Origin of the sequence: Halomonas organivorans, assembly GCF_014192055.1 — a bacterium.
In the GTDB taxonomy this organism is placed as follows: domain Bacteria; phylum Pseudomonadota; class Gammaproteobacteria; order Pseudomonadales; family Halomonadaceae; genus Halomonas; species Halomonas organivorans.
This window is the reverse complement of the sequence record NZ_JACHXM010000001.1, coordinates 22,697-42,261: the sequence shown is the minus strand read 5'-3', so window position 1 is coordinate 42,261 and position 19,565 is coordinate 22,697. Positions and strand designations below refer to the sequence as shown.

At 65.7% G+C, this 19,565-nt stretch carries 18 protein-coding genes; 8 read left to right on the top strand and 10 right to left on the bottom strand.

From position 1 onward, the window contains the following. Positions 1–174: 174 nt before the first annotated feature. The 4 genes from FHR96_RS00195 to glcD form a co-directional block, all read right to left on the bottom strand. Positions 175–576, bottom strand: coding sequence for a GlcG/HbpS family heme-binding protein (locus FHR96_RS00195; protein WP_183385630.1), 402 nt, complete (start codon positions 574–576; stop codon positions 175–177). Positions 577–837: 261 nt separating this feature from the next. Beyond that, the gene (glcF, locus tag FHR96_RS00190) at positions 838–2,070 is read right to left on the bottom strand and encodes a glycolate oxidase subunit GlcF (RefSeq protein WP_183386069.1); all 1,233 of its coding nucleotides are present in this window, start codon (positions 2,068–2,070) and stop codon (positions 838–840) included. Position 2,071: 1 nt separating this feature from the next. Continuing rightward, positions 2,072–3,175, bottom strand: a complete 1,104-nt coding sequence (glcE, locus tag FHR96_RS00185; protein ID WP_183385629.1) for a glycolate oxidase subunit GlcE — start codon at positions 3,173–3,175, stop codon at positions 2,072–2,074. A gap of 9 nt (positions 3,176–3,184) precedes the next feature. Beyond that, positions 3,185–4,684 (bottom strand): glycolate oxidase subunit GlcD, encoded by a 1,500-nt coding sequence (glcD, locus tag FHR96_RS00180; RefSeq protein ID WP_183385628.1) that lies wholly within the window; start codon positions 4,682–4,684, stop codon positions 3,185–3,187. A gap of 489 nt (positions 4,685–5,173) precedes the next feature. Between glcD and FHR96_RS00175 the strand changes: the two genes are divergently transcribed. Together FHR96_RS00175 and FHR96_RS00170 are read left to right on the top strand one after the other, a co-directional pair. After that, positions 5,174–5,881 (top strand): glutathione S-transferase family protein, encoded by a 708-nt coding sequence (locus FHR96_RS00175; RefSeq protein WP_183385627.1) that lies wholly within the window; start codon positions 5,174–5,176, stop codon positions 5,879–5,881. A 231-nt stretch (positions 5,882–6,112) separates the two neighbouring features. After that, positions 6,113–6,463: a phasin family protein gene (locus tag FHR96_RS00170; protein ID WP_183385626.1), complete on the top strand. Its 351-nt coding sequence runs from the start codon at positions 6,113–6,115 to the stop codon at positions 6,461–6,463. Between the two features lie 88 nt (positions 6,464–6,551). Here FHR96_RS00170 and FHR96_RS00165 read toward each other — a convergent pair whose 3' ends face one another. Further along, on the bottom strand, positions 6,552–7,175 hold the full coding sequence (locus FHR96_RS00165; protein ID WP_183385625.1) for a phosphoribosyltransferase: 624 nt from the start codon (positions 7,173–7,175) through the stop codon (positions 6,552–6,554). Between the two features lie 305 nt (positions 7,176–7,480). Here FHR96_RS00165 and FHR96_RS00160 point away from each other — a divergent pair, with 305 nt between their 5' ends. Continuing rightward, entirely contained in the window at positions 7,481–8,875 is a 1,395-nt protein-coding gene (locus FHR96_RS00160; RefSeq protein ID WP_183385624.1) for a uracil-xanthine permease family protein, read from the top strand. A gap of 130 nt (positions 8,876–9,005) precedes the next feature. On the opposite strand, the gene uraD is transcribed toward FHR96_RS00160, so the two are convergent. Next, the gene (gene uraD / locus FHR96_RS00155) at positions 9,006–9,530 is read right to left on the bottom strand and encodes a 2-oxo-4-hydroxy-4-carboxy-5-ureidoimidazoline decarboxylase (protein WP_183385623.1); all 525 of its coding nucleotides are present in this window, start codon (positions 9,528–9,530) and stop codon (positions 9,006–9,008) included. Between the two features lie 192 nt (positions 9,531–9,722). On the opposite strand from uraD, the gene uraH reads away from it, so the two are divergent. The 3 genes from uraH (at position 9,723) to FHR96_RS00140 (ending at position 12,398) form a co-directional block, all read left to right on the top strand. Continuing rightward, positions 9,723–10,076: a hydroxyisourate hydrolase gene (gene uraH, locus FHR96_RS00150; protein WP_183386068.1), complete on the top strand. Its 354-nt coding sequence runs from the start codon at positions 9,723–9,725 to the stop codon at positions 10,074–10,076. Between the two features lie 207 nt (positions 10,077–10,283). Beyond that, positions 10,284–11,540, top strand: a complete 1,257-nt coding sequence (locus FHR96_RS00145; RefSeq protein ID WP_183385622.1) for a urate hydroxylase PuuD — start codon at positions 10,284–10,286, stop codon at positions 11,538–11,540. A gap of 117 nt (positions 11,541–11,657) precedes the next feature. Then, complete coding sequence (locus FHR96_RS00140; RefSeq protein WP_183385621.1) at positions 11,658–12,398, top strand: GntR family transcriptional regulator; 741 nt, start codon at positions 11,658–11,660, stop codon at positions 12,396–12,398. 116 nt (positions 12,399–12,514) lie between these two features. On the opposite strand, the gene FHR96_RS00135 is transcribed toward FHR96_RS00140, so the two are convergent. The 4 genes from FHR96_RS00135 to FHR96_RS00120 all read right to left on the bottom strand — a co-directional run bounded on the left by FHR96_RS00135 (position 12,515) and on the right by FHR96_RS00120 (position 17,305). Further along, positions 12,515–13,390, bottom strand: a complete 876-nt coding sequence (locus FHR96_RS00135; RefSeq protein WP_183385620.1) for a MurR/RpiR family transcriptional regulator — start codon at positions 13,388–13,390, stop codon at positions 12,515–12,517. Positions 13,391–13,556: 166 nt separating this feature from the next. Beyond that, on the bottom strand, positions 13,557–15,008 hold the full coding sequence (locus tag FHR96_RS00130) for an NCS1 family nucleobase:cation symporter-1 (protein WP_183385619.1): 1,452 nt from the start codon (positions 15,006–15,008) through the stop codon (positions 13,557–13,559). A gap of 85 nt (positions 15,009–15,093) precedes the next feature. Then, positions 15,094–16,470, bottom strand: a complete 1,377-nt coding sequence (locus FHR96_RS00125; protein WP_183385618.1) for an NCS1 family transporter — start codon at positions 16,468–16,470, stop codon at positions 15,094–15,096. 88 nt (positions 16,471–16,558) lie between these two features. Then, the gene (locus FHR96_RS00120) at positions 16,559–17,305 is read right to left on the bottom strand and encodes an aspartate/glutamate racemase family protein (RefSeq protein ID WP_183385617.1); all 747 of its coding nucleotides are present in this window, start codon (positions 17,303–17,305) and stop codon (positions 16,559–16,561) included. Positions 17,306–17,700: 395 nt separating this feature from the next. Between FHR96_RS00120 and FHR96_RS00115 the strand changes: the two genes are divergently transcribed. Beyond that, positions 17,701–18,357 carry an aspartate/glutamate racemase family protein gene (locus tag FHR96_RS00115; RefSeq protein WP_183385616.1) on the top strand — a complete coding sequence of 219 codons (657 nt, stop codon included), beginning with the start codon at positions 17,701–17,703 and terminating at the stop codon, positions 18,355–18,357. A 184-nt stretch (positions 18,358–18,541) separates the two neighbouring features. Next, positions 18,542–19,480, top strand: a complete 939-nt coding sequence (gene puuE, locus FHR96_RS00110) for an allantoinase PuuE (protein WP_183385615.1) — start codon at positions 18,542–18,544, stop codon at positions 19,478–19,480. The last annotated feature ends 85 nt before the right edge of the window (positions 19,481–19,565 follow it).

Here is a 19,565-nt window from a genome sequence, read left to right as displayed (position 1 = left end):
TCCGGTGATGGGCGTGTCTGGCATCCGTGCATTGCGTCGAATGCTATACAAAACCTATGCAATATTTTTTATGAATGCAAGTGTTGACCGCAAACCGACAAGACCCCGGCGGCAGCCGGGGTCTTGGCATTGGACGGAACGAGAGCTGGTGTTCCGCTGCGTAGGGGCAGGGCGCTAGAGTACGGCGGCGATACTGGCGCGGGCCACCTGGGCATCCTGGTCGGCCTTGACGCCGGAGACGCCCACCGCACCGATCACCCGGCCGTCGACGACCACCGGCACGCCGCCTTCCATCAGGCCCTGCAGGGGCGCGGACAGGAAGGCGTGGCGGCCCTCGTTGATCATGCGCTCGAAGACCTGAGTCTCCTTGTGGCTCAGGGCGGCGGTGCGGGCCTTCTGGGCGCTGATCATGGCGGTCATCGGCGAGGCGCCGTCGAGGCGTCGCAGTCCCAGCAGTTCGCCGCTGTCGTCGGTGATGGAAATGGTGACGTTCCACTGATTGGCCTCGGCCTCACGCTGAGCGGCGTCGAGGATGGCGTTGACCTCGGTGAGGCCGAGAATGGCTTTGGTCTGCATGGCATGCTCCTTGGTTTGGATTTGGGGTAGAGCAGAGGATCCCCGGGCTTCGGGCTTCGGGCTTCGGGCTTCGGGCTTCGGGCTTTGGGCTCCGGGCTTTGGGCTCGGGGGGAGAAATGGTTGTTCGGCGATGTTGGCCATGTGGCGTGGGAGCGCTGCTCCGCAGCGCGATCCGCCGCGACGCGGCGGTCGGCGACGTGCCGGCGGGCGCCTGGCGGCGCCATTCGCGCCATGAATTGCGCTCCCACGAGGGATGGCCGGTCATGACAGCGCCTCGTCGACGAGTTCGATCCAGTGGCGCACTTCGGTACGATCGGCGCCGCCGAGGTGGGTCTGGCAGCCGATGTTCGCCGTGGCAATCACCTCCGGCTCGCCGGCTTCCAGGGCGTCGAGCCTGTCGTCGCGAAGGCGGGCGGCGAGTTCGGGCTGAGTGATCGAGTAGGTACCCGCCGAACCGCAGCACAGGTGCGGGTTCTGGACCACGGACAGCGAGAAGCCGAGTCGGGTCAGTACGCCTTCCACCGCGCCGCCCAGCTTCTGGGCGTGCTGCAGCGTGCAGGGGCAGTGGAAGGCCAGGCGCCGCTCGGCCTTGGCGTGGAGCGGTTCGAGGTCTTCGTCGCGCAGCACTTCCACCAGGTCACGGGCCAGGGCGCTGATCCGGGCGGCTCGCTCGGCATAGGCGGGGTCGTCGGCGAGCAGCTCGCCGTACTCCTTGACGAAGGCGCCGCAGCCGCTGGCGGTCTGGACGATGGCTTCCACGCCGGCCTCAATGTGCGGCCACCAGGCGTCGATATTGGCGCGGGCGCGGTCCCGGCCGGCTTCCTGGGCGTCCAGGTGGAAGTCCACGGCGCCGCAGCAGCCGGCCTCCGGAGCCGGTGTCAGGCCGATGCCCAGGCGATCTAGCACCCGCGCGGCGGCGGCGTTGGTGTTGGGCGAGAGCCCGGGCTGCACGCAGCCCTCGAGGATCAGCATTTGCCGGGCATGGCGATGGCCGTCGGGACGCGTGCCGGCGTTCACCGGTGCGGGCGGCAGCTTGGTTGCGAGGCGGCCGGTGAGCAGCGGGCGAAAGGTCAGGCCGACGGCGAGCAGGGCCTTGAAGCGGGCCGGTTCCACCACGGCGTGACGCAGGGCGAAGCGGAAGGCCCGTTCGCTGGCCGGCCGCGGCAGGCGACGCTCCAGCTCGGCGCGGCCGATGTCGAGCAGCTTGTGGTACTCCACCCCGGAAGGGCAGGTGGTTTCGCAGTTGCGGCAGCTCAGGCAGCGATCCAGGTGCAGTCGGGTCTCGGCGGTGATGTCGGCCCGTTCGTCGCGGTCCTCGAGCAGTGCCTTCATCAGGTAGATGCGTCCGCGAGGACCGTCGCGCTCGTCGCCGAGCAGCCGGTAGGTGGGGCAGGTGGCGTTGCAGAAGCCGCAGTGCACGCAGCTGCGCAGCACCCGGTCGGCTTCGCGGAGGTGCGGTTGCTGGAGGTCCTCGGCGGTGAAGTGCGTCTGCATGTCATAGCCCCCCGTAGAGTCGGCCTGGATTGAAGATCCCATGGGGATCCAGCTCGGCCTTGAGGCGTTGGTGATACTTGGCCAGCGGCGGCGCCAGCGGCGTGAAGGGCTCGGCGGCACCGGGCGTCAGGCAGGTGGCATGGCCACCGGCGCGGGTCACGCCGTCGCGCAGCGTCCCGGCGTCGAGGTCGCTTCTCAGCCAGCGCTGGGCGCCGGCCCAGTCATGCAGCATGGTGTCCTCGTCGAGCCCCTCGATGTCCAGCCTCGCTCGCTGGGGCAGTGAAAGCCGCCACAGGGGCCGGGGATCCGCAGTGTCGAAGAAGGGCAGGCGCAGCTCGCGCAGCGTGTCCCAGTAGTCGTCTTCCAGGTCGTCGCCACCGAACTCGCGCCGGGTCGCGGCTACCGAGCCGGCACCGCCCTCGAGACGCAGGTTCAGGGCGCCGTCCTGCCAGGCGGCGGCGCTGATCGGCAGCGGACGCCGGCCCCACTCGGCCAGGCGCTGCCTGGCCTCCTCCCGCGACATCGGCAGGCGCAGGCCGTGGCGGGCGGCGGGACGCGGCAGCACCTTGAGCGAGACCTCGGCGACGAGTCCCAGGGTGCCCTGGGCGCCGACCACCAGCCGCGACAGGTCGTAGCCGGCGACGTTCTTCATCACTTCGCCGCCGAAGCGCAGCGACCGGCCGTGGCGGTCGATCATGCGGATGCCGAGCACGAAGTCGCGCACTGCCCCGGCCCAGGGGCGCCGCGGCCCGGAGAGCCCGGCGGCGACCATGCCGCCCAGCGTGGCCTCCGCGCCGAAATGAGGCGGCTCGAAGGGCAGCATCTGGCCCTGTTCGGCGAGCGTCGCCTCCAGCTCGGCCAGCGGCGTGCCGGCGCGTGCCGAGACGATCAGCTCCACCGGGTCGTAGGTGGTGATGCCGCGATGCTCGCGGGTCGAGAGCGTCTCGACCTCCATCGACCGACCCTGAACTTTACGACCATAGAAGGCCTTGGTGTCGCCGCCGACGATGCGCAGCGGCGTGCCCTCGGCGTCGGCCTGGCGAATGCGCTCGCCGAGCGCTTGGGTGGCGTCCCTGTCCGGGAGCGTCTGGGTGGACGTATCCATGATCACTCCTCAGAAACGTGGCAGATCGGGATGCGGCAGCTTGCCATGGTGCACGTGCAAGGCGCCGAACTCGGCACAGCGTGCAAGCGTAGGGATGTTCTTGCCCGGGTTGAGCAGCCTCTTCGGGTCGAAGGCGGCCTTCACGCTGTGAAAGGTCGTCAGCTCGTCGGACTGGAACTGCACGCACATCTGGTTGATCTTTTCGCGACCCACCCCGTGCTCGCCGGTGATCGAGCCGCCGGCGGCCACGCAGGCCTCGAGGATCTGGCCGCCCAGCGCCTCGGCCCTCTCCAGCTCGCCTTCGCGGTTGGCATCGAAGAGGATCAGCGGGTGCATGTTGCCGTCGCCGGCGTGGAAGACGTTGGCCACGCGCAGGCCGTACGTCTCGGAGAGCTCGGCGATGGTCTCCAGCACCTGGGGCAGGGCGCGCCGCGGAATGGTGCCGTCCATGCAGTAATAGTCGGGTGACATGCGGCCTACCGCTGGAAAGGCATTCTTGCGTCCGGCCCAGAACAGGGCGCGCTCGGCCTCGTCCCGGGCCTGGCGGACCTCGATGGCGCCGGCGGCTTCCATCACCCGGCGGGCGGCCTCGCAGTCGGCGTCCACGTCGTCCTCGACGCCGTCCAGCTCGCACAGCAGGATGGCCGCGGCTTCCACCGGATAGCCGGCGTGGATGAAGTCCTCCGCGGCGCGGATTGCCAGGTTGTCCATCATCTCGAGGCCTCCGGGCACGATGCCGGCGGCGATGATGTCGCCCACCGCGCGACCGGCCTGCGCCACGTCGTCGAAGCTTGCCATCAGCACCTTGGCGGTTTCGGGCTTGGGCAGTAGCCTGACGGTGATCTCGGTGACGATCCCGAGCATGCCTTCCGAACCGTTGATCAACGCCAGCAGGTCGAATCCGGGGGCGTCCAGCGCCTCGCTGCCGAGTACCAGGCGCTCACCCTCCAGGGTCAGCAGCTCGACGCGCATCACGTTGTGCACCGTCAGCCCGTATTTCAGACAGTGCACGCCACCGGCATTCTCGGCCACGTTGCCGCCGATCGAGCAGGCGATCTGCGAGGAGGGATCCGGCGCGTAGTAGAGCCCGTAGGGCGCGGCGGCCTCCGAGATGGCCAGGTTGCGCACCCCGGGCTGGACCCGTGCCGTGCGGGCGTCGGGATCCACCTCGAGGATGCGGTCGAAGCGCGACATCACCAGCAGAACGCCTTGTTCCAGGGGTAGAGCGCCGCCGGACAGGCCGGTACCGGCGCCGCGGGTGACCACGGGGACGCCGAGGGCATGGCAGCGTATCAGCAGGGTCGCGACCTGCTCGAGGTCGTCCGGCAAGGCGACCAGCATCGGCAGGGCGCGGTAGGCCGACAATCCGTCGCACTCGAAGGGGCGCAGGTCCTCCTCGCGGTGCAGCAGGGTCATGTCGGGTACGGACCGCTTCAGGTCGGCCAGTACCGTGGCCTTGTCCTGGCGAGGCAGGTCGCCATCGAGACGCGCGTCGTAGTGGATGTTCATGGCGGCTCCGGAACGGGAAGGCATCCGTTGGTTCGATACTATGGAAGTGGTTTTCATAAATCTATGGAAAAAATTTCCGTTTTTATGTCGCTGCGGCGTGATTCCTGCTGTGACTCTTCGCCAACGGCGTCGTCACGCGTCCTGCAGCGGATCGAGCCGTGCCGCTCTGCGACACTGTGACGCCCCGTCGAAGCGAGATGGCCGGCGCCGTGATACGTGGCGAAACTCCTCTCACCATAGGGCCGCCCGGTCGTGATGACCATTTTAGGTAAATTGGTTTTACCAATAGTTTCCAGTCCGGACTGGCCCGTCACTGTGGAAAGTTGGTCGTGAATTCAAGGTGCTGCGCGGCAACGACATCAGCAGATGGCCAGTGAAGGCAGGCATTGGTTCGACTAATGGACAAGGTAATCGGGGTGGCTCCCGACATGGCGGGTCGCTGGCAAGCCTGTCACCATCGGGCTTTCCCATCGGTGACGAGGAGTCGGTATGACACGCGTGCTCTATGACCTCTGCGGCCTGGACGAGCGGCTGCGTTTTTCTCCCTACTGCTGGCGAGTGCGCTATGCGCTGGCCCACAAGGGCCTCGACGTCGAGGCGCGGCCCTGGCGCTTTACCGACAAGGCCGCGCTGGCCTTCGCCGATCACGACAAGGTGCCGGTGCTCGTCGACGGCGACGAGGTCGTGACCGACAGCTATGCCATCCTGCGCTACCTGGACCGCACCTATCCCGAGGCGCCGCTGCTCGGCGATGGGCAGGCCGAAGTCCGGGGCCGATTCTTCAAGCACTATGCCGAGCGAGCCCTGGCGCCGGCCATGATGCGTACCATCATCATGGACCTGTTCAATGCCATTCACCCCGACGACCGTGCCTACTTCCGCGAGAGTCGAGAGAAGCGCTTCGGCCGTTCCCTGGAGGAGTTCCACTCCCCGGCCAAGGGGCTCGCCCAGCTCGATGCGGCTCTGGCGCCGTTGCGCGGCCATCTGGAAGACGCCGACTTCCTGGACGGCGCGGCGCCGGCCGGAGCCGACTACCTGGTATTCGGCTTCTTCATGTGGGCGCGCTGTGTCTCCAGCGCCGACCTGATCTCCAATGCCGACCCGGTCCACGCCTGGCGCGAACGGATGCTCGATTGCCACGGATCCTTGGGGCGCGAGGCGCTGCGCGTGACCGACATCGAGGGTGCCTATCGCTAGGCTCGGGTGGAGCATCGTCTGCGCTCGGCGCATGGCGTTGGTTATTGGCTCGAGCGTGAGCCCGGTCCTGGATTTCGCTCGCCGACTTTGCAAGCGAATGGCTGATAGCCAAGGGGCTGACCTCAATAGTGGGAGGGGCGAACGTCAATGTTGCGGTGCACAAAAACGGCTGCTATGTTGCAATGCAGCACGGACGATTCGTCCGCTGCGCGTTTCCACTGGAGGTGTGCCATGACCAAGACCGCGACCGCCAAGACCGGCGAGCAGTTCGCATCCATGTTCGTTACCCCGCTCCGGGCCTACGGCGCCCTCAACCTGGAGACCGCCGAGAAGCTGGTGGCTGCCCAGTTCGGCGTCGCCGAGTCGCTTTCCGAGGCGACGCTGGCACAGGCGCGCAGTTGGCTGTCGGTCAAAGGGGTCGAGGACTTCCAGAAGGCTCTGGACGGCCAGCAGCAGACGATGAAGTCGCTCGGCGAGCGAATGAAGTCGGATGCCGAGACCTTGATGAGCCTGGGCCAGGATTACGTGCAGAAGAGTCAGAAGCTGGTCGAAGGTCAAATGAAGGCGGCCGGCACTTCCTGAGACACGTCAGGCAAGGGGCCCATTGCCGGGCCTTTGGGGTCATCGCCGTGAGGCGGTGGCCCTTTTTTGTGGGAGGTCGACTGCCGGCTCAGCCGTGCTCGGTGCCCAGCAGGCGTACGACCTCGTCGTCGCTGACCTGGCCGAAGTCGGCGTAGAACTGGCCGACGGCGCTGAAGTTTGCCGTCGTCAGCAGGCAGACCACCTCGTCGGCGAGCGGCTTCAGACGCGATATCGTCTCCGGGGGCGCGGCGCCGAGCGCGGCGATCAGCAGCGCCGGACGTCGCGGTCGCAGACTGGTCAGGGCCATGGCCATGGTGGCACCGGTGGCGCTGCCGTCGTCCACGATCACCACGATGCGGCCTGCCGGATCGATCGGTGCACGCACCGGAGTATATCGCCGCCGGCGCTCGGCGAGACGCGCCTGCTGAGCTTCGACTTCTCGTGCGATGTCATCTTCGTCGTAGTGATGTGCCGCCGGTTCCAGCTGTACCCGATCCTCTTCGCCCACCGCGCCGATGGCGTACTCCGGATTGCCCGGAGCCCCCAGCTTGCGTACCAGCACCACATCGAGATCGCCCTCCAGCTCGTCGGCGATCAGTCGTGCCATGGGCACCCCGCCGCGGGGGATGGCAAGGATCAAGGGACGGGTGCCCTTCAGGTGTTCGAGTCGTCGCGCCAGCTGCTGGGCAGCATCCCGGCGGTCGCGGAACATGGATCGCTCCTTGCGTCGCCTCACTGCCTTGAGTCTAGTTCAGATCCCGGGAAAACGGATCGGATGGATGTCTTGATTGTATACATGATGCTCCATTATTGTGCTTCAAGGATTCCGGTCTCATTGTATCCAATAAGGATGGGCTTCGAGACACAACCATAACCGCCAGCCGTTCACGAGACGGCCGGGACCCACCCGACGAGGCCGGCTGTCCGCGATGGACACCCACGGGATCCCCGCTCCCCGGTGCGTGCATGCCGGGCGAGCAAGACGCCACAACAACACCACATCCAATGGCCGAAATCATGCAGACCAACGTCAACAACACCTCGATATTCGATTTCCATGGCAAGCCACCCTTCCTGAAGGCCTTGCCGATCTCCCTCCAACACGTGCTGGCGATGATCGCGGGCGTGATCACGCCGCCCATCATCATTGCCGGCGTGGTGGGCTCCACGCCGCAGGAGAAGCTGCTGCTGATTCAGATCGCCGTGCTGGCCTCGGGGATCTGCACGCTGTTCCATCTCTACGGCGTCTGGAAATTCGGTGCCCGGCTGCCGGCGATCTTCGGCGTGGGCTTTGCCTATGTCCCGACGCTGATCGCCGTGGGCGGCCAGTTCGGCATCGAGGGCATCCTCGGCGCCCAGCTGATCGGCGGCATCACGATGATGGTGGTGGGCTACTTCATCCAGTACATTCGCCATCTCTTTCCGCCGGTGGTGGCAGGCACGGTGGTGCTGGTCATCGGCCTGTCGCTGTATGACATCGCCATCCGCTACATCGCCGGCAGCGGCAACGTGAATGCTCCCCACTTCGGCGAGCTGCAGAACTGGGGCGTGGGCCTGGTGACCCTGGTCACCGTGCTGCTGGCCTCGCAGTTCGGCAAGGGCGTGGTCAAGCTCTCGGCGATCATCGTCGGCATCCTGGTCGGCTACCTGATCGCGCTGCCGCTTGGCATGGTCGACTTCAGCTCCGTGGCCAGCGCCGAGTGGATCGCCGTGCCTCGGGTGATGCCCTTCGAGATGGAGTTCCATTCGGCCGCCATCGTCTCGCTGGTGGTGATCTGCGTGATCAATTCCGTGCAGACCATCGGTGACCTCTCGGCGACCAGTGTGGCCGGCATGAACCGCGAGCTGAAGACCAGGGAACTGACCGGTGGCCTGCTCGGTAACGGGCTGACCACGGCGGTGAGTGCCTTCTTTGGCGCCCTGCCCACCTCCACCTTCAGCCAGAACGTGGGCATCGTGGCGATGACCAAGGTGATCAGCCGCTATGTCCTGGCCATTGCCGGGATCTTCATGCTGCTGGCCGGTCTCAGCCCCAAGTTCGGGGCCATCATGACCACCATCCCTTATCCGGTACTCGGCGGCGCCACCATCACGGTGTTCGGGATGATCACCATGACCGGCATCCAACTGCTGACCAAGGATGAAATGTCGGCCCGCAACATGACCATCGTCGGGCTGGCCCTGGCGCTTAGCCTGGGGATCTCGGCGGTGCCTTCGGCCATCGCCCAGTTCCCGGAGACCCTGCAGAACGTGATCGGCGGGGCGCCTATCGTGGTCGCCGCGATCACCGCCTTCGTGCTCAATCTGGTGCTGCCACGCAAGACGCTGGCGGACGAGGCCCGTGAACGCGAGGAGATTGCCGAGGCGGATGCCGAGGCGACCAACCAGAGCGGTCTGCAGGCCGAGAAATGAGGGCCGGGGCGGGCACTCGCCCGCCCCGCGGCATTCAAGCCTTCACGCGGAACATGCAGCCGCGTGACATGAAAAAAGCGCTGCCGGGGTCTCCCGGCAGCGCTTTGGCGTTATTCGCGGCGACGCGCGATCAGGCGGCGCGCTCTTCCAGGCGGAAGGCGGCGATGCGGTTGATCTGCTCGATGGCGGTGCGGCGTTCCTCGGCCGGTTCGTTGCTCAGCCGGGTCTCGAAGGCGGCGAGGATATCGTGTCGATCGTTACCCTTGACCGCCATCACGAAGGGAAAGCCGAAGCGCTCCTTGTAGGCGGCGTTGAGGCGTTCGAAGCGTGCCATCTCTTCGGGGGTGCACTGGTCCAGCCCGGCGCCGGCCTGCTCCTTGGTGGAGTCGTCGGTGAGTTCGCCGGCGATGGCGGCCTTGCCGGCGAGGTCCGGGTGAGCGCGGATCACCTCCAGCTGGCGTTCCGGGTCGGCTTCGCTGAGCTCGCGCCCCATGGCCGCGGCCAGTCCTTCGGGGCTGTCCTGTTCGGCCGAGAGGCCGCGCTGCCAGGCCAGTTCGGCCACCCAGGGGGAGTGTTCGTAGATATCGCCGAAGCGCTCGACGAAGGCGGACTGGTCCAGCTGGCTGGGCCGGGGAGAAAGCGTCTTGGTGGTCATGGGAAGGACTCCTTGGTGCGTGTTTGCCTCGATACCGTCAGGATAGCGATAAAACTGTATACAATAAAGTCTTTGAAATGTACTCTATTAAAAGCTAAAACTGTTCCTATAGGGCGGCGCTCAAAGGCGCGTCGACCGTGATGACACTCCCGCCGGCGTCTCGCCGGGCACCGATGACAAGAGGAGAAGATGATGGGCTACCTCACCACTCACGTGCTGGATACCGCCCTCGGCCTGCCGGGCGAGGGCATCCGTATCGAGGTCTATCGCCTGGAGGGCGGCGAGCGCCAGCGGCTCACCGAGGTCGTGACCAACGACGACGGCCGCTGCGATGCGCCGATCCTGGAGGGAGAGGCCTTCACCGTCGGCGAGTATGAGCTGGTCTTCCATGCCGGCGAATACCTGGATCGTCGCGGCGTCGCCGCGGACAAGCCGCGTTTCCTCGACGTGATTCCGCTGCGTTTCGGGGTCGCCGACGCGGGCCAGCACTATCACGTACCGCTGCTGCTGTCGCCCTACAGCTACTCCACCTACCGCGGCAGCTGAGAAAACGCTGATTTATGGCTGCGCTCGGCATCCTGGCCGCCGGCGGTTCCGAAGCGTTGGACCGTCGTCATGCTCATGTAGCAGGCTACATTCCGGTGACTGCGATCCGGCGGCGACCAGCCTTCCTTCGCGCGCGACATAAATCAGCCGTTTTCTGTAGCGCTCGAATCGAGACAACAATTGCATAATTCCAACGAGGCCTGACCGATGGAAGCCTATTTCCTGGATTTCGCCAACCTCCTGCTGAGGTGGCTGCATGTGATCGCCGCCGTGGCCTGGATCGGCGAGTCGATCTATTTCGTGATGCTCGACAACGGCCTGCGTCCGCCGAAGGCGGCCGAGGACAAGAACAAGGGCGTGTTCGGAGAGATGTGGGCCGTGCACGGCGGCGGCTTCTATCATAATCAGAAGTACGCCAGTGCCCCCGAAAAGCTGCCCGAAGACCTGCACTGGTCGTTCTGGAAGGCCTACACCACCTGGCTGTCCGGTTTCGGGCTGTTCATGCTGCTGTACATGGCCAATCCCAGCTTCTATCTGGTCAATCCGAACAGCTCCTGGGAATGGGCCGCCAACCTGAGCGGCTGGCAGGCCAATGCGGTGGCCCTGGTGTTCCTGCTCGGTGGCTGGGTCGTCTACAACGAGATGTGCAAGCGCATCAGCCCCAACATGGAGCGTGACGGCATCCTGAGCATCGGCGTGGCGGTGCTGATGGTAGTGGTCGCCTACCTGAGCACCCACATCTTTGCCGGCCGGGCGGCCTTCCTGCTCACCGGTGCGGTGATGGCTACCGCCATGTCCGCCAACGTGTTCTTCTGGATCATCCCCGGTCAGCGGCGCATGGTGAAGGCGATGAAGGCCGGCGAGACGCCGAACCCCATCGATGGCAAGCGCGGCAAGCAGCGTTCGGTGCACAACACCTACTTCACGCTGCCGGTGGTGCTGCTGATGCTCAGCAACCACTACTCCTTCACCTACACCCATGAGCTGTCCTGGCTGATCATGGTGCTGTTCATCTTCGCCGGTGCGCTGATCCGTCAGTTCTTCGTGCTGATGCATGCCGGTCACACCAAGCCGGCCTATCCGGCCGCCGGCGTGGCGCTGATCCTGGTGGCGGTGTGGATCGGTGCGCCGTCGAACAACAACGGCGTGGCCACGGCCAGCACCGAGGCTCCCGCGGCCAGCGGCGAGGCGGCCGCGGCCAGTGACGACACGGTTGCCGCTGCCGGTTCGGTAGGCGAGATCCATGCCATCATCGAGCAGCGCTGCGTGTCCTGCCATGCCCAGAACCCCGAGCATCAGGGCTTCACGGCGGCTCCGGCCGGCGTGATCCTCGAGACCGAGGATCAGCTGCTGCGCCAGGCCGACCAGGTCAAGCAGGTGATCGCGAGCGGTTACATGCCGCTTGGCAACCTGACCCAGATGACCGACGAGGAGCGCCAGCGGGTCGCCAGCTGGACCCCCTGAGCCCGGCCTCGCTCCCATCTTGCCGCCGCCCTCCGCCTTCGGAGGGCGGCGGTCGTGTTTCTAGCGGGAAAGCGTATACAATATCGCCGAGAAGGGTTTTCAGGAGATGTGCTGCCCATGAACCAGCGTCAGGTCGATACCGAGCGCAAGCCCGCCCCGGGCGGCGGCCGCCCCGGAAAGAACGGAGACGGAGCCGAGCGCCACGAGGCGATCCACCGGTCGATCAGCGATGCCATCATCGAGCATCGCCTCAAGCCCGGCGCGCGGCTGCGCGAGGATGCCCTGTCGGAGGTCTTTGGCATCAGCCGCACCGGCATCCGCAAGATCCTGCAGCGCCTGGCCCTGGAGCAGCTGGTCACCCTCACGCCGCGGCGAGGCGCCAGCGTGACGCGCCCCACCGCCGACGAAGCCAAGGATGTCTTCGATGCTCGCCAGATGGTCGAGTGCGGTCTGATGCCGGAAGTGGCGCGGCGCATCACCGCCGCCGACCTCGAGGCCCTGCGCGACATGGCGCGACGCGAACGCCAGGCGCTCAAGGCCGGCGAGCAGAGCACCGCCATCAAGCTGTCCGCCGCCTTCCACGGGCGCCTGGCGCACATCTCGGGCAACGCTACCCTGGCGGCCTTCGTCGAGCAGCTGTGCTCGCGCTCCTCGTTGATCCTCGCCGTCTACGGCAACGCCGGCCACCTGGGTTGCGAGTCCCACGACCACGATGACCTGCTCGGCTATCTGGAGGGCGGCGACGGGGAGCGTGCCCGCGCCTTCATGAGCCGCCACCTCAAGGCCATCGAGGCCTCGCTGTCGATCCACGAGGAAGAGAGCGAAGCCCCCGACCTGTACGAGATCTTCTCGGGCTGAGCCCGGGCGACCCTCCCCGCTGAGGTCAGTGCCGGCGGCGCAGTCGCCCCGGCGATACGCCGTTACCCTGCCAGTATCTTGTGACAGGTGCCGTGGCTGGGGGGTTGCACGTTCAGTCAGTCGTCGAAATCGCGCATCTTCTCGTGGGCGATCTCGATGTCCTCGAGGCGCAGGCGTCCCGCTTTGCCGGTCAGTCGCACGGCCTGCACGCTCAGGTAGTGGATCAGCCCCATGGGTCCCACGTAGCTGTGGAAGAGGAAGCTGCTGGAGATGTCGCAGCGCAGGGTCCAGGTGGCGAAGGGCTTGTCGCCGGCCAGCGAGTCGGTGATGTAGAGCACCGGCATGTCGCGTTCTTGGGCGGCCTGCATCACGCGGTCGAGCTCCGGCACACGCCGGCGCATGCCCACCGCGATCAGCAGGTCGTCCGGCGCGAATTCGGTGACGTGCTCGCCGAGGGTCTCGCCCGGATGGGGCAGCAGGTCGACGCGGGGCCGGAACTGGATGAACTGCCAGCGGGCATAGGCGGCCATGAAATAGCTGTTGCGATAGCCGACCAGCCAGATGCGCCTGGCGTCGACGATGCGCTGCAGGGCGGCCTCGATGTCCGCGGCGGAGAGCTGGTCGAAGGTGCGCGTCAGCGCGGTGACATGATCGTCGAGGAAGGCCTGCTTCTCGGAGGGCAGGGGAGACGAGTCCTGCTGACGCTCGTGCAGGTAGATGGGTGAGCCCCACTGCTTGATATCGCGGACCAGGCGGCGGGCCTGCTCGAAGTTGCGAAACCCCAGGCGCTTGAACAGCCTCGAGGCGGCCGCCTTGGAGACGCCGGCCAGCTTGGCCAGCTCCGTGGCGTTATAGGCGGAAAGCTCGCCGGGAAAGTCGAGGATCAGCTCGGCGAGCTTGCGCTCGCTGGAGGGCAGCTCCGGCAGGTGCTCCTGGATTCGGGCCTCGAGGGAGCGGGGCCTTTCCTTGGTCTGGGGATGAGAGCCGGACATCACCGGGTCCTCTGGCTGGCCTTGGGGAGACGATCGCGTGCCGCGGGCACGGCAGATCCCATCATCGAAACGCTACCATAGATGCATGGCCGCTGAAATTATGATTTCAGCGGCCATGCGGGGCGTGGAACCGACTCGGTGGCGGAGGTAGCGATGTTCCCGGGCGTCAGCCCTGTTCGGGAAGCGCCTGGGACTGGGTGCGCATCAGCAGGAAGTAGAAGAGCCCGCCGAGGCCGGCGCCGATCAGCCAGGCATAGCCGCCAAGCGCCTCCAGCGCCGGCACCCATACCGAGGAGATCGAGAACAGCGCGGCCAGCGCGAAGGCGCCGATGGCGCGCTTGTTCCAGCCCTTCACGTAGTGATAGGCGCCGTCCGGTGCAGCGGAGAACATGTCCTGGATGTTCAGGCGCTGGCGCCTCACCAGGTAATAGTCCACCACGATGATGCCGTAGAAGGGGGCGATGATGGCGCCCAGGGCGTTGACGAAGCCGGCGATCCCGATCTGGCTGATCACCGCGACCCACATGGCCCCGACCACGAAAGCCACCAGTGCAGTGATCAGCCCGCCGATGCGAAAGCTGATCTTGCTTGGAAAGAGGTTGGCCAGGTCGTAGGCCGGGGGAATGAAGTTGGCGACCAGGTTGATGCCCACCGTGGCGGCGAAGAAGGTGATCGCCGCGATCAGCGTCAGCGGCAACGAGTCGACCCGCGCGATGATGTCGGAGGGGTTGGTCAGCGTCTCGCCGAACAGTGCCAGGGTGCCGGCGGTGATGATCAGCGCGATGAACGAGAAGAAGGCCACGTTGAGCGGCAGCCCCAGCAGGTTGCCGAGCTTCATGTCGCGCTCGCTCTTCACGAAGCGCGAGAAGTCGCCGAAGTTGATCACCACGGCGGCGAAGTAGGCGATCATGGTGCCGGTGATCGCCAGGAAGGCACCGATCGCGCTGCCCTGGTAGTCGCTCTGGCCGCTGAAGATGGTGTTCACTGCGGGCAGCAGGTCGCTGCCGGCCTTGAACCAGACGATGAGCATCAGCGCGACCATCACCACGTAGACCAGCGGCCCGGCCCAGTTGAGGAAGTGCTTGATGCGCTCGATGCCGGCCCAGAACAGCGCCATCTGGAACACCCACACGATCACGAACGACAGCCACCCTACCGGCGACATGCCGAGCCAGCTGCCGCCAGGATCGCCGAACAGCGAGGTGATCAGCAGTGCCACGGCGGTGGAGGCGAAATAGGTCTGAACGCCATACCAGAAGATGCCGATGATGGCGCGCAGCATGGCCGGGAAGTTGGCGCCGTGCACGCCCATGCTGGCGCGGATCATCACCGGGAAGGGGACGCCGTACTTGACGCTGGGTCGGCCGGAGAGATTGACCAGCCCCATCACCACGAAGCCGGCGAGGATGATCGCCGCCATCACCGCCCAGCCGTTGAGGCCATAGGAGATGAACAGCGAGGCCGCCAGGGTGTAGCCGAACAGGCTCTGGATGTCGTTCGACCACACGTTGAAGATCTCGAACCAGCCCCAGCTGCGATCGCCCTTCTTGATCGGGGCCAGGTCGTCGTTGTAGAGCCGCGGATCGATGTGCCGGATTTCCAGCTCTTGGTCGGTCATGTCCGTCATGGGAAAGAGGCCTTAGCGTCTTGTTGTGATAATAGACGGCCCTCCAGAAGAGGGCCGTCGCCAGAGTATGGGAGTGTCAGTCGCTGAAGCGACGGCAGGGGGCCCAGGTCTTCATCAGCAGCAGGTAGGTCAGGCCGGCCGGCAGCAGGCTGGCGTACCAGGACACCGAAGAGAAGGTCAGGGCAACGATGGCCCCCGCGGCGGTGGCGATCAGCGCCGCCGGGTTGACGCCGCGATAGGGGCCGTCGGCGTCGTACAGCTTGCCGAGGTCCAGGGTGCGGCGGCGAATCAGGTAGTAGTCGACCACCAGGATGGCGAAGATCGGGCCCAGGAAGGCGGAATAGGTCTGTACGAACAGCTGCAGGCCGGCGGCGGACTCGTCCTTGACCAGCTCCCAGGGGAAGGTGGCGAAGGCCAGCAGTCCGACGATCACCGTGGCGGTGCGGAACTTCAGCTTGAAGGCGTCCATCAGCACGTAGGTCGGCGGCACCACATTGTTGAGTACGTTGGTGGTGACCTGGGCGAAGGCGATGAACAGCAGGGTGGTCATCAGTAGCGGGGTGTTGTCCACGGCGTTCGAGAACACCTGGATGGGGTCGGCGACGCCGGTGGCCTCGGACACCATGTAGCCGATCAGGCCCATGAACAGGGTGCAGGGCAGGATCGACATGGCGTAGATGGTGGTCAAAAGGCCTGGGCCGGTGCCCTCCTTGTGCTCGCGGGCATAGTCGCTGACATTGAGCATCATGGTGCTGTAGATGCCCAGGAACAGCATGGTGGCGCCCCAGAAGGGCATGCCCCAGGAGCCGTCCATGGTCAGCATGCTGGCGGACAGCTCGTCGCCGTAGCGCTGCACGGTGCTGTAGAACATGTATACCAGCGAGCACAGGATGAAGGCGCTGCCGACGTTCTCCAGCCACTTGATGCCCTGGAAGCCCAGCACCGAGAGGGCGATCTGCAGCAGCTGAAAGGTGATGAAGAAGAAGATCAGGTTGTCGAAGCCGAACAGCGTCGACGAGACCATGTTCAGGGCGCCGGCGCCGATCCAGCTCTGGAAACCGTACCAGACGATGGCAGGCACGGCGCGGACCAGGCCCGGCAGGCGGGTGCCGGAGAAGCCGAAGGCGCTGCGCGCCTGGACCATGAAGGGAATGCCGTACTTGTAGCCGGCGGCGCCGTTCAGCGCCAGGGCGATGCCGATCACGAAGCAGCCGATGGCGATCGCCAGCGTGGCCTGCACCAGGTTCAGGGTGCCGACCACGCTGGAGCCCATGGTGAAGGTGCCGATCGACACGCAGCCGCCGAACCAGGCCAGCAGATAGGACAGGCGTCCCATGATGCGGGTCTGCTGAGGGGCCAGCGACTCGTGGCCGGCGGCCTTGGTGTCGTGGGAAACAGCAGGGTTCACGTGGCTATCGTCGCCCGTGGTGGAGCGGGAAGTCGAGAGTGTCATGGTGAGGTCCTCGCAAACGAGTGCATTGATTGTGGTTGTCGTCCGCTCGTAAGGGAGCGAGTTGCGGGATTCGAGGAACGGGTGACCTTCAGCTCAGCGCGGCGCCCTTCGAGAAGTGCGCGTAGCGTCCGATGAAGGGCTTGGGCCGGGGAAAGGCCAGATCGCCGTGCTTGCTGGTGCCGAGCCCTAGACCGACCAGGGCTTCGGCGAGCTTGACCGCGGCGGTCACTCCCTCGACCACCGGCAGCCCCACCGCCGCGGCGATCTCGTCGGTGAGATCGGCCATGCCGCCGCAGCCCAGCACGATGGCACCGATGCCGTCTTCGTCGCGGGCCCGGCGGCCTTCGTCGATGATGCGCGCCAGGGCGGCGTCGCCGTCGTCTTCCAGGTCCAGCACCGGGATCTCGGCGGCGCGAACCCGGCGGCAGTGGTGATGGAAGCCGTACTGATCCAGCAGGTGCTCGGCGATGATGCCGGTGCGGCCCAGGGTGGTGACCACCGAGAAGCGGGTGCTGATCAACGTCGCCATGTGGAAGGCGGCCTCGGCGATGCCGATCACCGGGGCCCGCGTCAGCTCCCGCGCGGCCAGCAGGCCGGGATCGCCGAAGCAGGCGATGATGTAGGCGTCGACCCCATCGCGCTCCCCGGCTCTCACTTCCTCGAGTACCCCCACGGCGCTGATGGCTTCGTCGAAGTGACTCTCGATGGAGACCGGTCCATGGGCCGGCTGGGTGGCGCTGATCCGGGTGCCGGGAGAGGCGATGCCCTGGGCAGCGGTGGCAATGGTATCGGTCATGCCACGAGTGGTGTTGGGGTTGATGACGCGAATCTGCATGGAAGCTCCTGAGAGTTGTTTTTGTGAACAAATAGAAATGTCTTTGTACACAAAATAGTCTCGGCTTCCCGGGGAAATCAAGCTGCTACTGCACGCAAATTTTCAAAACTTGTTCTTCAAAAACAGTGGTTTGCATTTGTCCTAAGAATAATTACATGCCGTCATTTGTTGTATACAAATATTGGTTTTAATTTTTTCGGAAAATGTGTCGTCTATTTTTGGTATAGAATGTATACATGTTGAGATTGTGCGCCCTTTGACATGCCGGTAAGGCGGACTGGGTGGGCAGGTCAAGGATGCAGAGGCCTTCGGAAGACGACTTGACTGGCGATAGGGATTGATTTTTTGTATACAAAGAGTGAGGCTGAAATCCGATCAGGATTCGAGGAGCCGCCATGCGCCTGCTGATGCTCAACGGCAATATCAATGTCGCCATGACCGACTGGATGGCGCGTCGTGCCCAGGCGTTCTACGACGGTACGGTCGAGGTGACGGCGGAGACCGCTGCCCAGGGCGTGCCCTACATCGCCTCGCGTCGGGACTGCGCTTTGGCCGGCGGTGCACTGGTCGCGAGCCTGGAATCGCACGACCTCGAGGCATGGGATGCCGTGCTGCTGGCCTGCTTCGGCGAGCCCGGCCTGGCGGCCGCTCGCGAATGCTGTTCGGTGCCGGTGGTCGGCATGCTCGAGGCTTCGGTGCTCAGCGCGCTGCAGCTGGGGGCGCGCTTCTCGATCGTCACGCCGGGACGACGCTGGCCACGCATGATCGAGGATGTTCTCCACGAGCTGGGTGTCGGCCGCCAATGCCTCGGGATCACGCCGGTGACGATCGACGATCTCGCACTGCCCGCGCAGCGCGACGAGGCGCGTGAGCGCACTGCGGCAGCGGTCAGGGAGCAGGCGACGACGCTGGCACCGGAGGTCATCATCATCGGCGGCGCCGCCCTGGCTGGGCTGGCCGCGGAGCTCGAGGCGCCGCCGGGCTGCCGGTTGGTGGACTCGCTGGATGCGGCCCTGGCCCAGGCTCGGGCGCTGATGTCGCTGTCGATCTGAACGCGGTCGGCGATCGGGCAGGTCGGGGCCGGCGATGGCGCCACGCGGCGGCTGGAGAGTCGCTTGCAAGATAAGTGGGTACATTCTAGAATTTTATTGTATACATTAAATGTCGCTCAGGATGCGAGCTCGCGCCCGAGCCGACCCAGAACAACGGATCACCACAAGACCGGGAGGCTTCGCCATGACCTCAACGACGCGACGCGACTATCCACGCGACCTGATCGGCTACGGCCGCACGCCGCCCGAGGCCAAGTGGCCCGGCAAGGCGCGCATCGCCGTGCAGTTCGTGCTCAATTACGAAGAGGGCGGCGAGAACTGCGTGCTGCACGGGGACGAAGGCTCCGAGCAGTTCCTGTCCGAGATCATCGGCGCCGACGCCTATCCCGATCGCCACCTGAGCATGGAGTCGATCTACGAGTACGGCTCGCGGGCCGGCGTGTGGCGGATCCTGCGCGAGTTCGAACGGCGCGGCCTGCCGCTGACCGTGTTCGGCGTTGCCATGGCACTGGAGCGCAACCCCGAGGTGGCCCAGGCGTTCAAGGAGCTGGACCACGAGATCGCCTGCCACGGCTATCGCTGGATCCACTACCAGAACGTGCCGGAGAGCGTCGAGCGCGAGCACATGCGCAAGGCTATCGAGATATTCCAGTCGCTCTACGGCGAGAAGCCGCTGGGCTGGTACACCGGCCGCGACAGCCCCAACACCCGCCGCCTGGTGCTCGACGAAGGCAGCTTCCTCTACGACAGCGACTATTACGGTGACGACCTGCCGTTCTGGACCCGCGAGGAAGACAGCCAGGGCCGCGAGCACAGCCACCTGGTGGTGCCCTATACCCTGGACAGCAACGACATGCGTTTCGCCGCGCCCCAGGGCTTCAACACCGCGGACCACTTCTTCACCTATCTGCGCGATGCCTTCGATGTGCTCTACGCGGAAGGCGAGGATACGCCGAAGATGCTCTCGGTGGGCATGCACTGCCGGCTGCTGGGTCGCCCCGGTCGCTTCCGTGCCCTGCAGCGCTTCCTCGACCACATCGAGGCCCACGACCGCGTCTGGGTGACCCGTAGGGTGGACATCGCCCGCCACTGGGCCGAGCATCACCCGGCGACGCAGGGCTGAGGCCAGCCGTCATGACGTTACCGACGACCCATGAAAAGCCGGGCGCCGCACCCGCTGTCCGAGGCCATCTCGGAGAGCGGGTGCG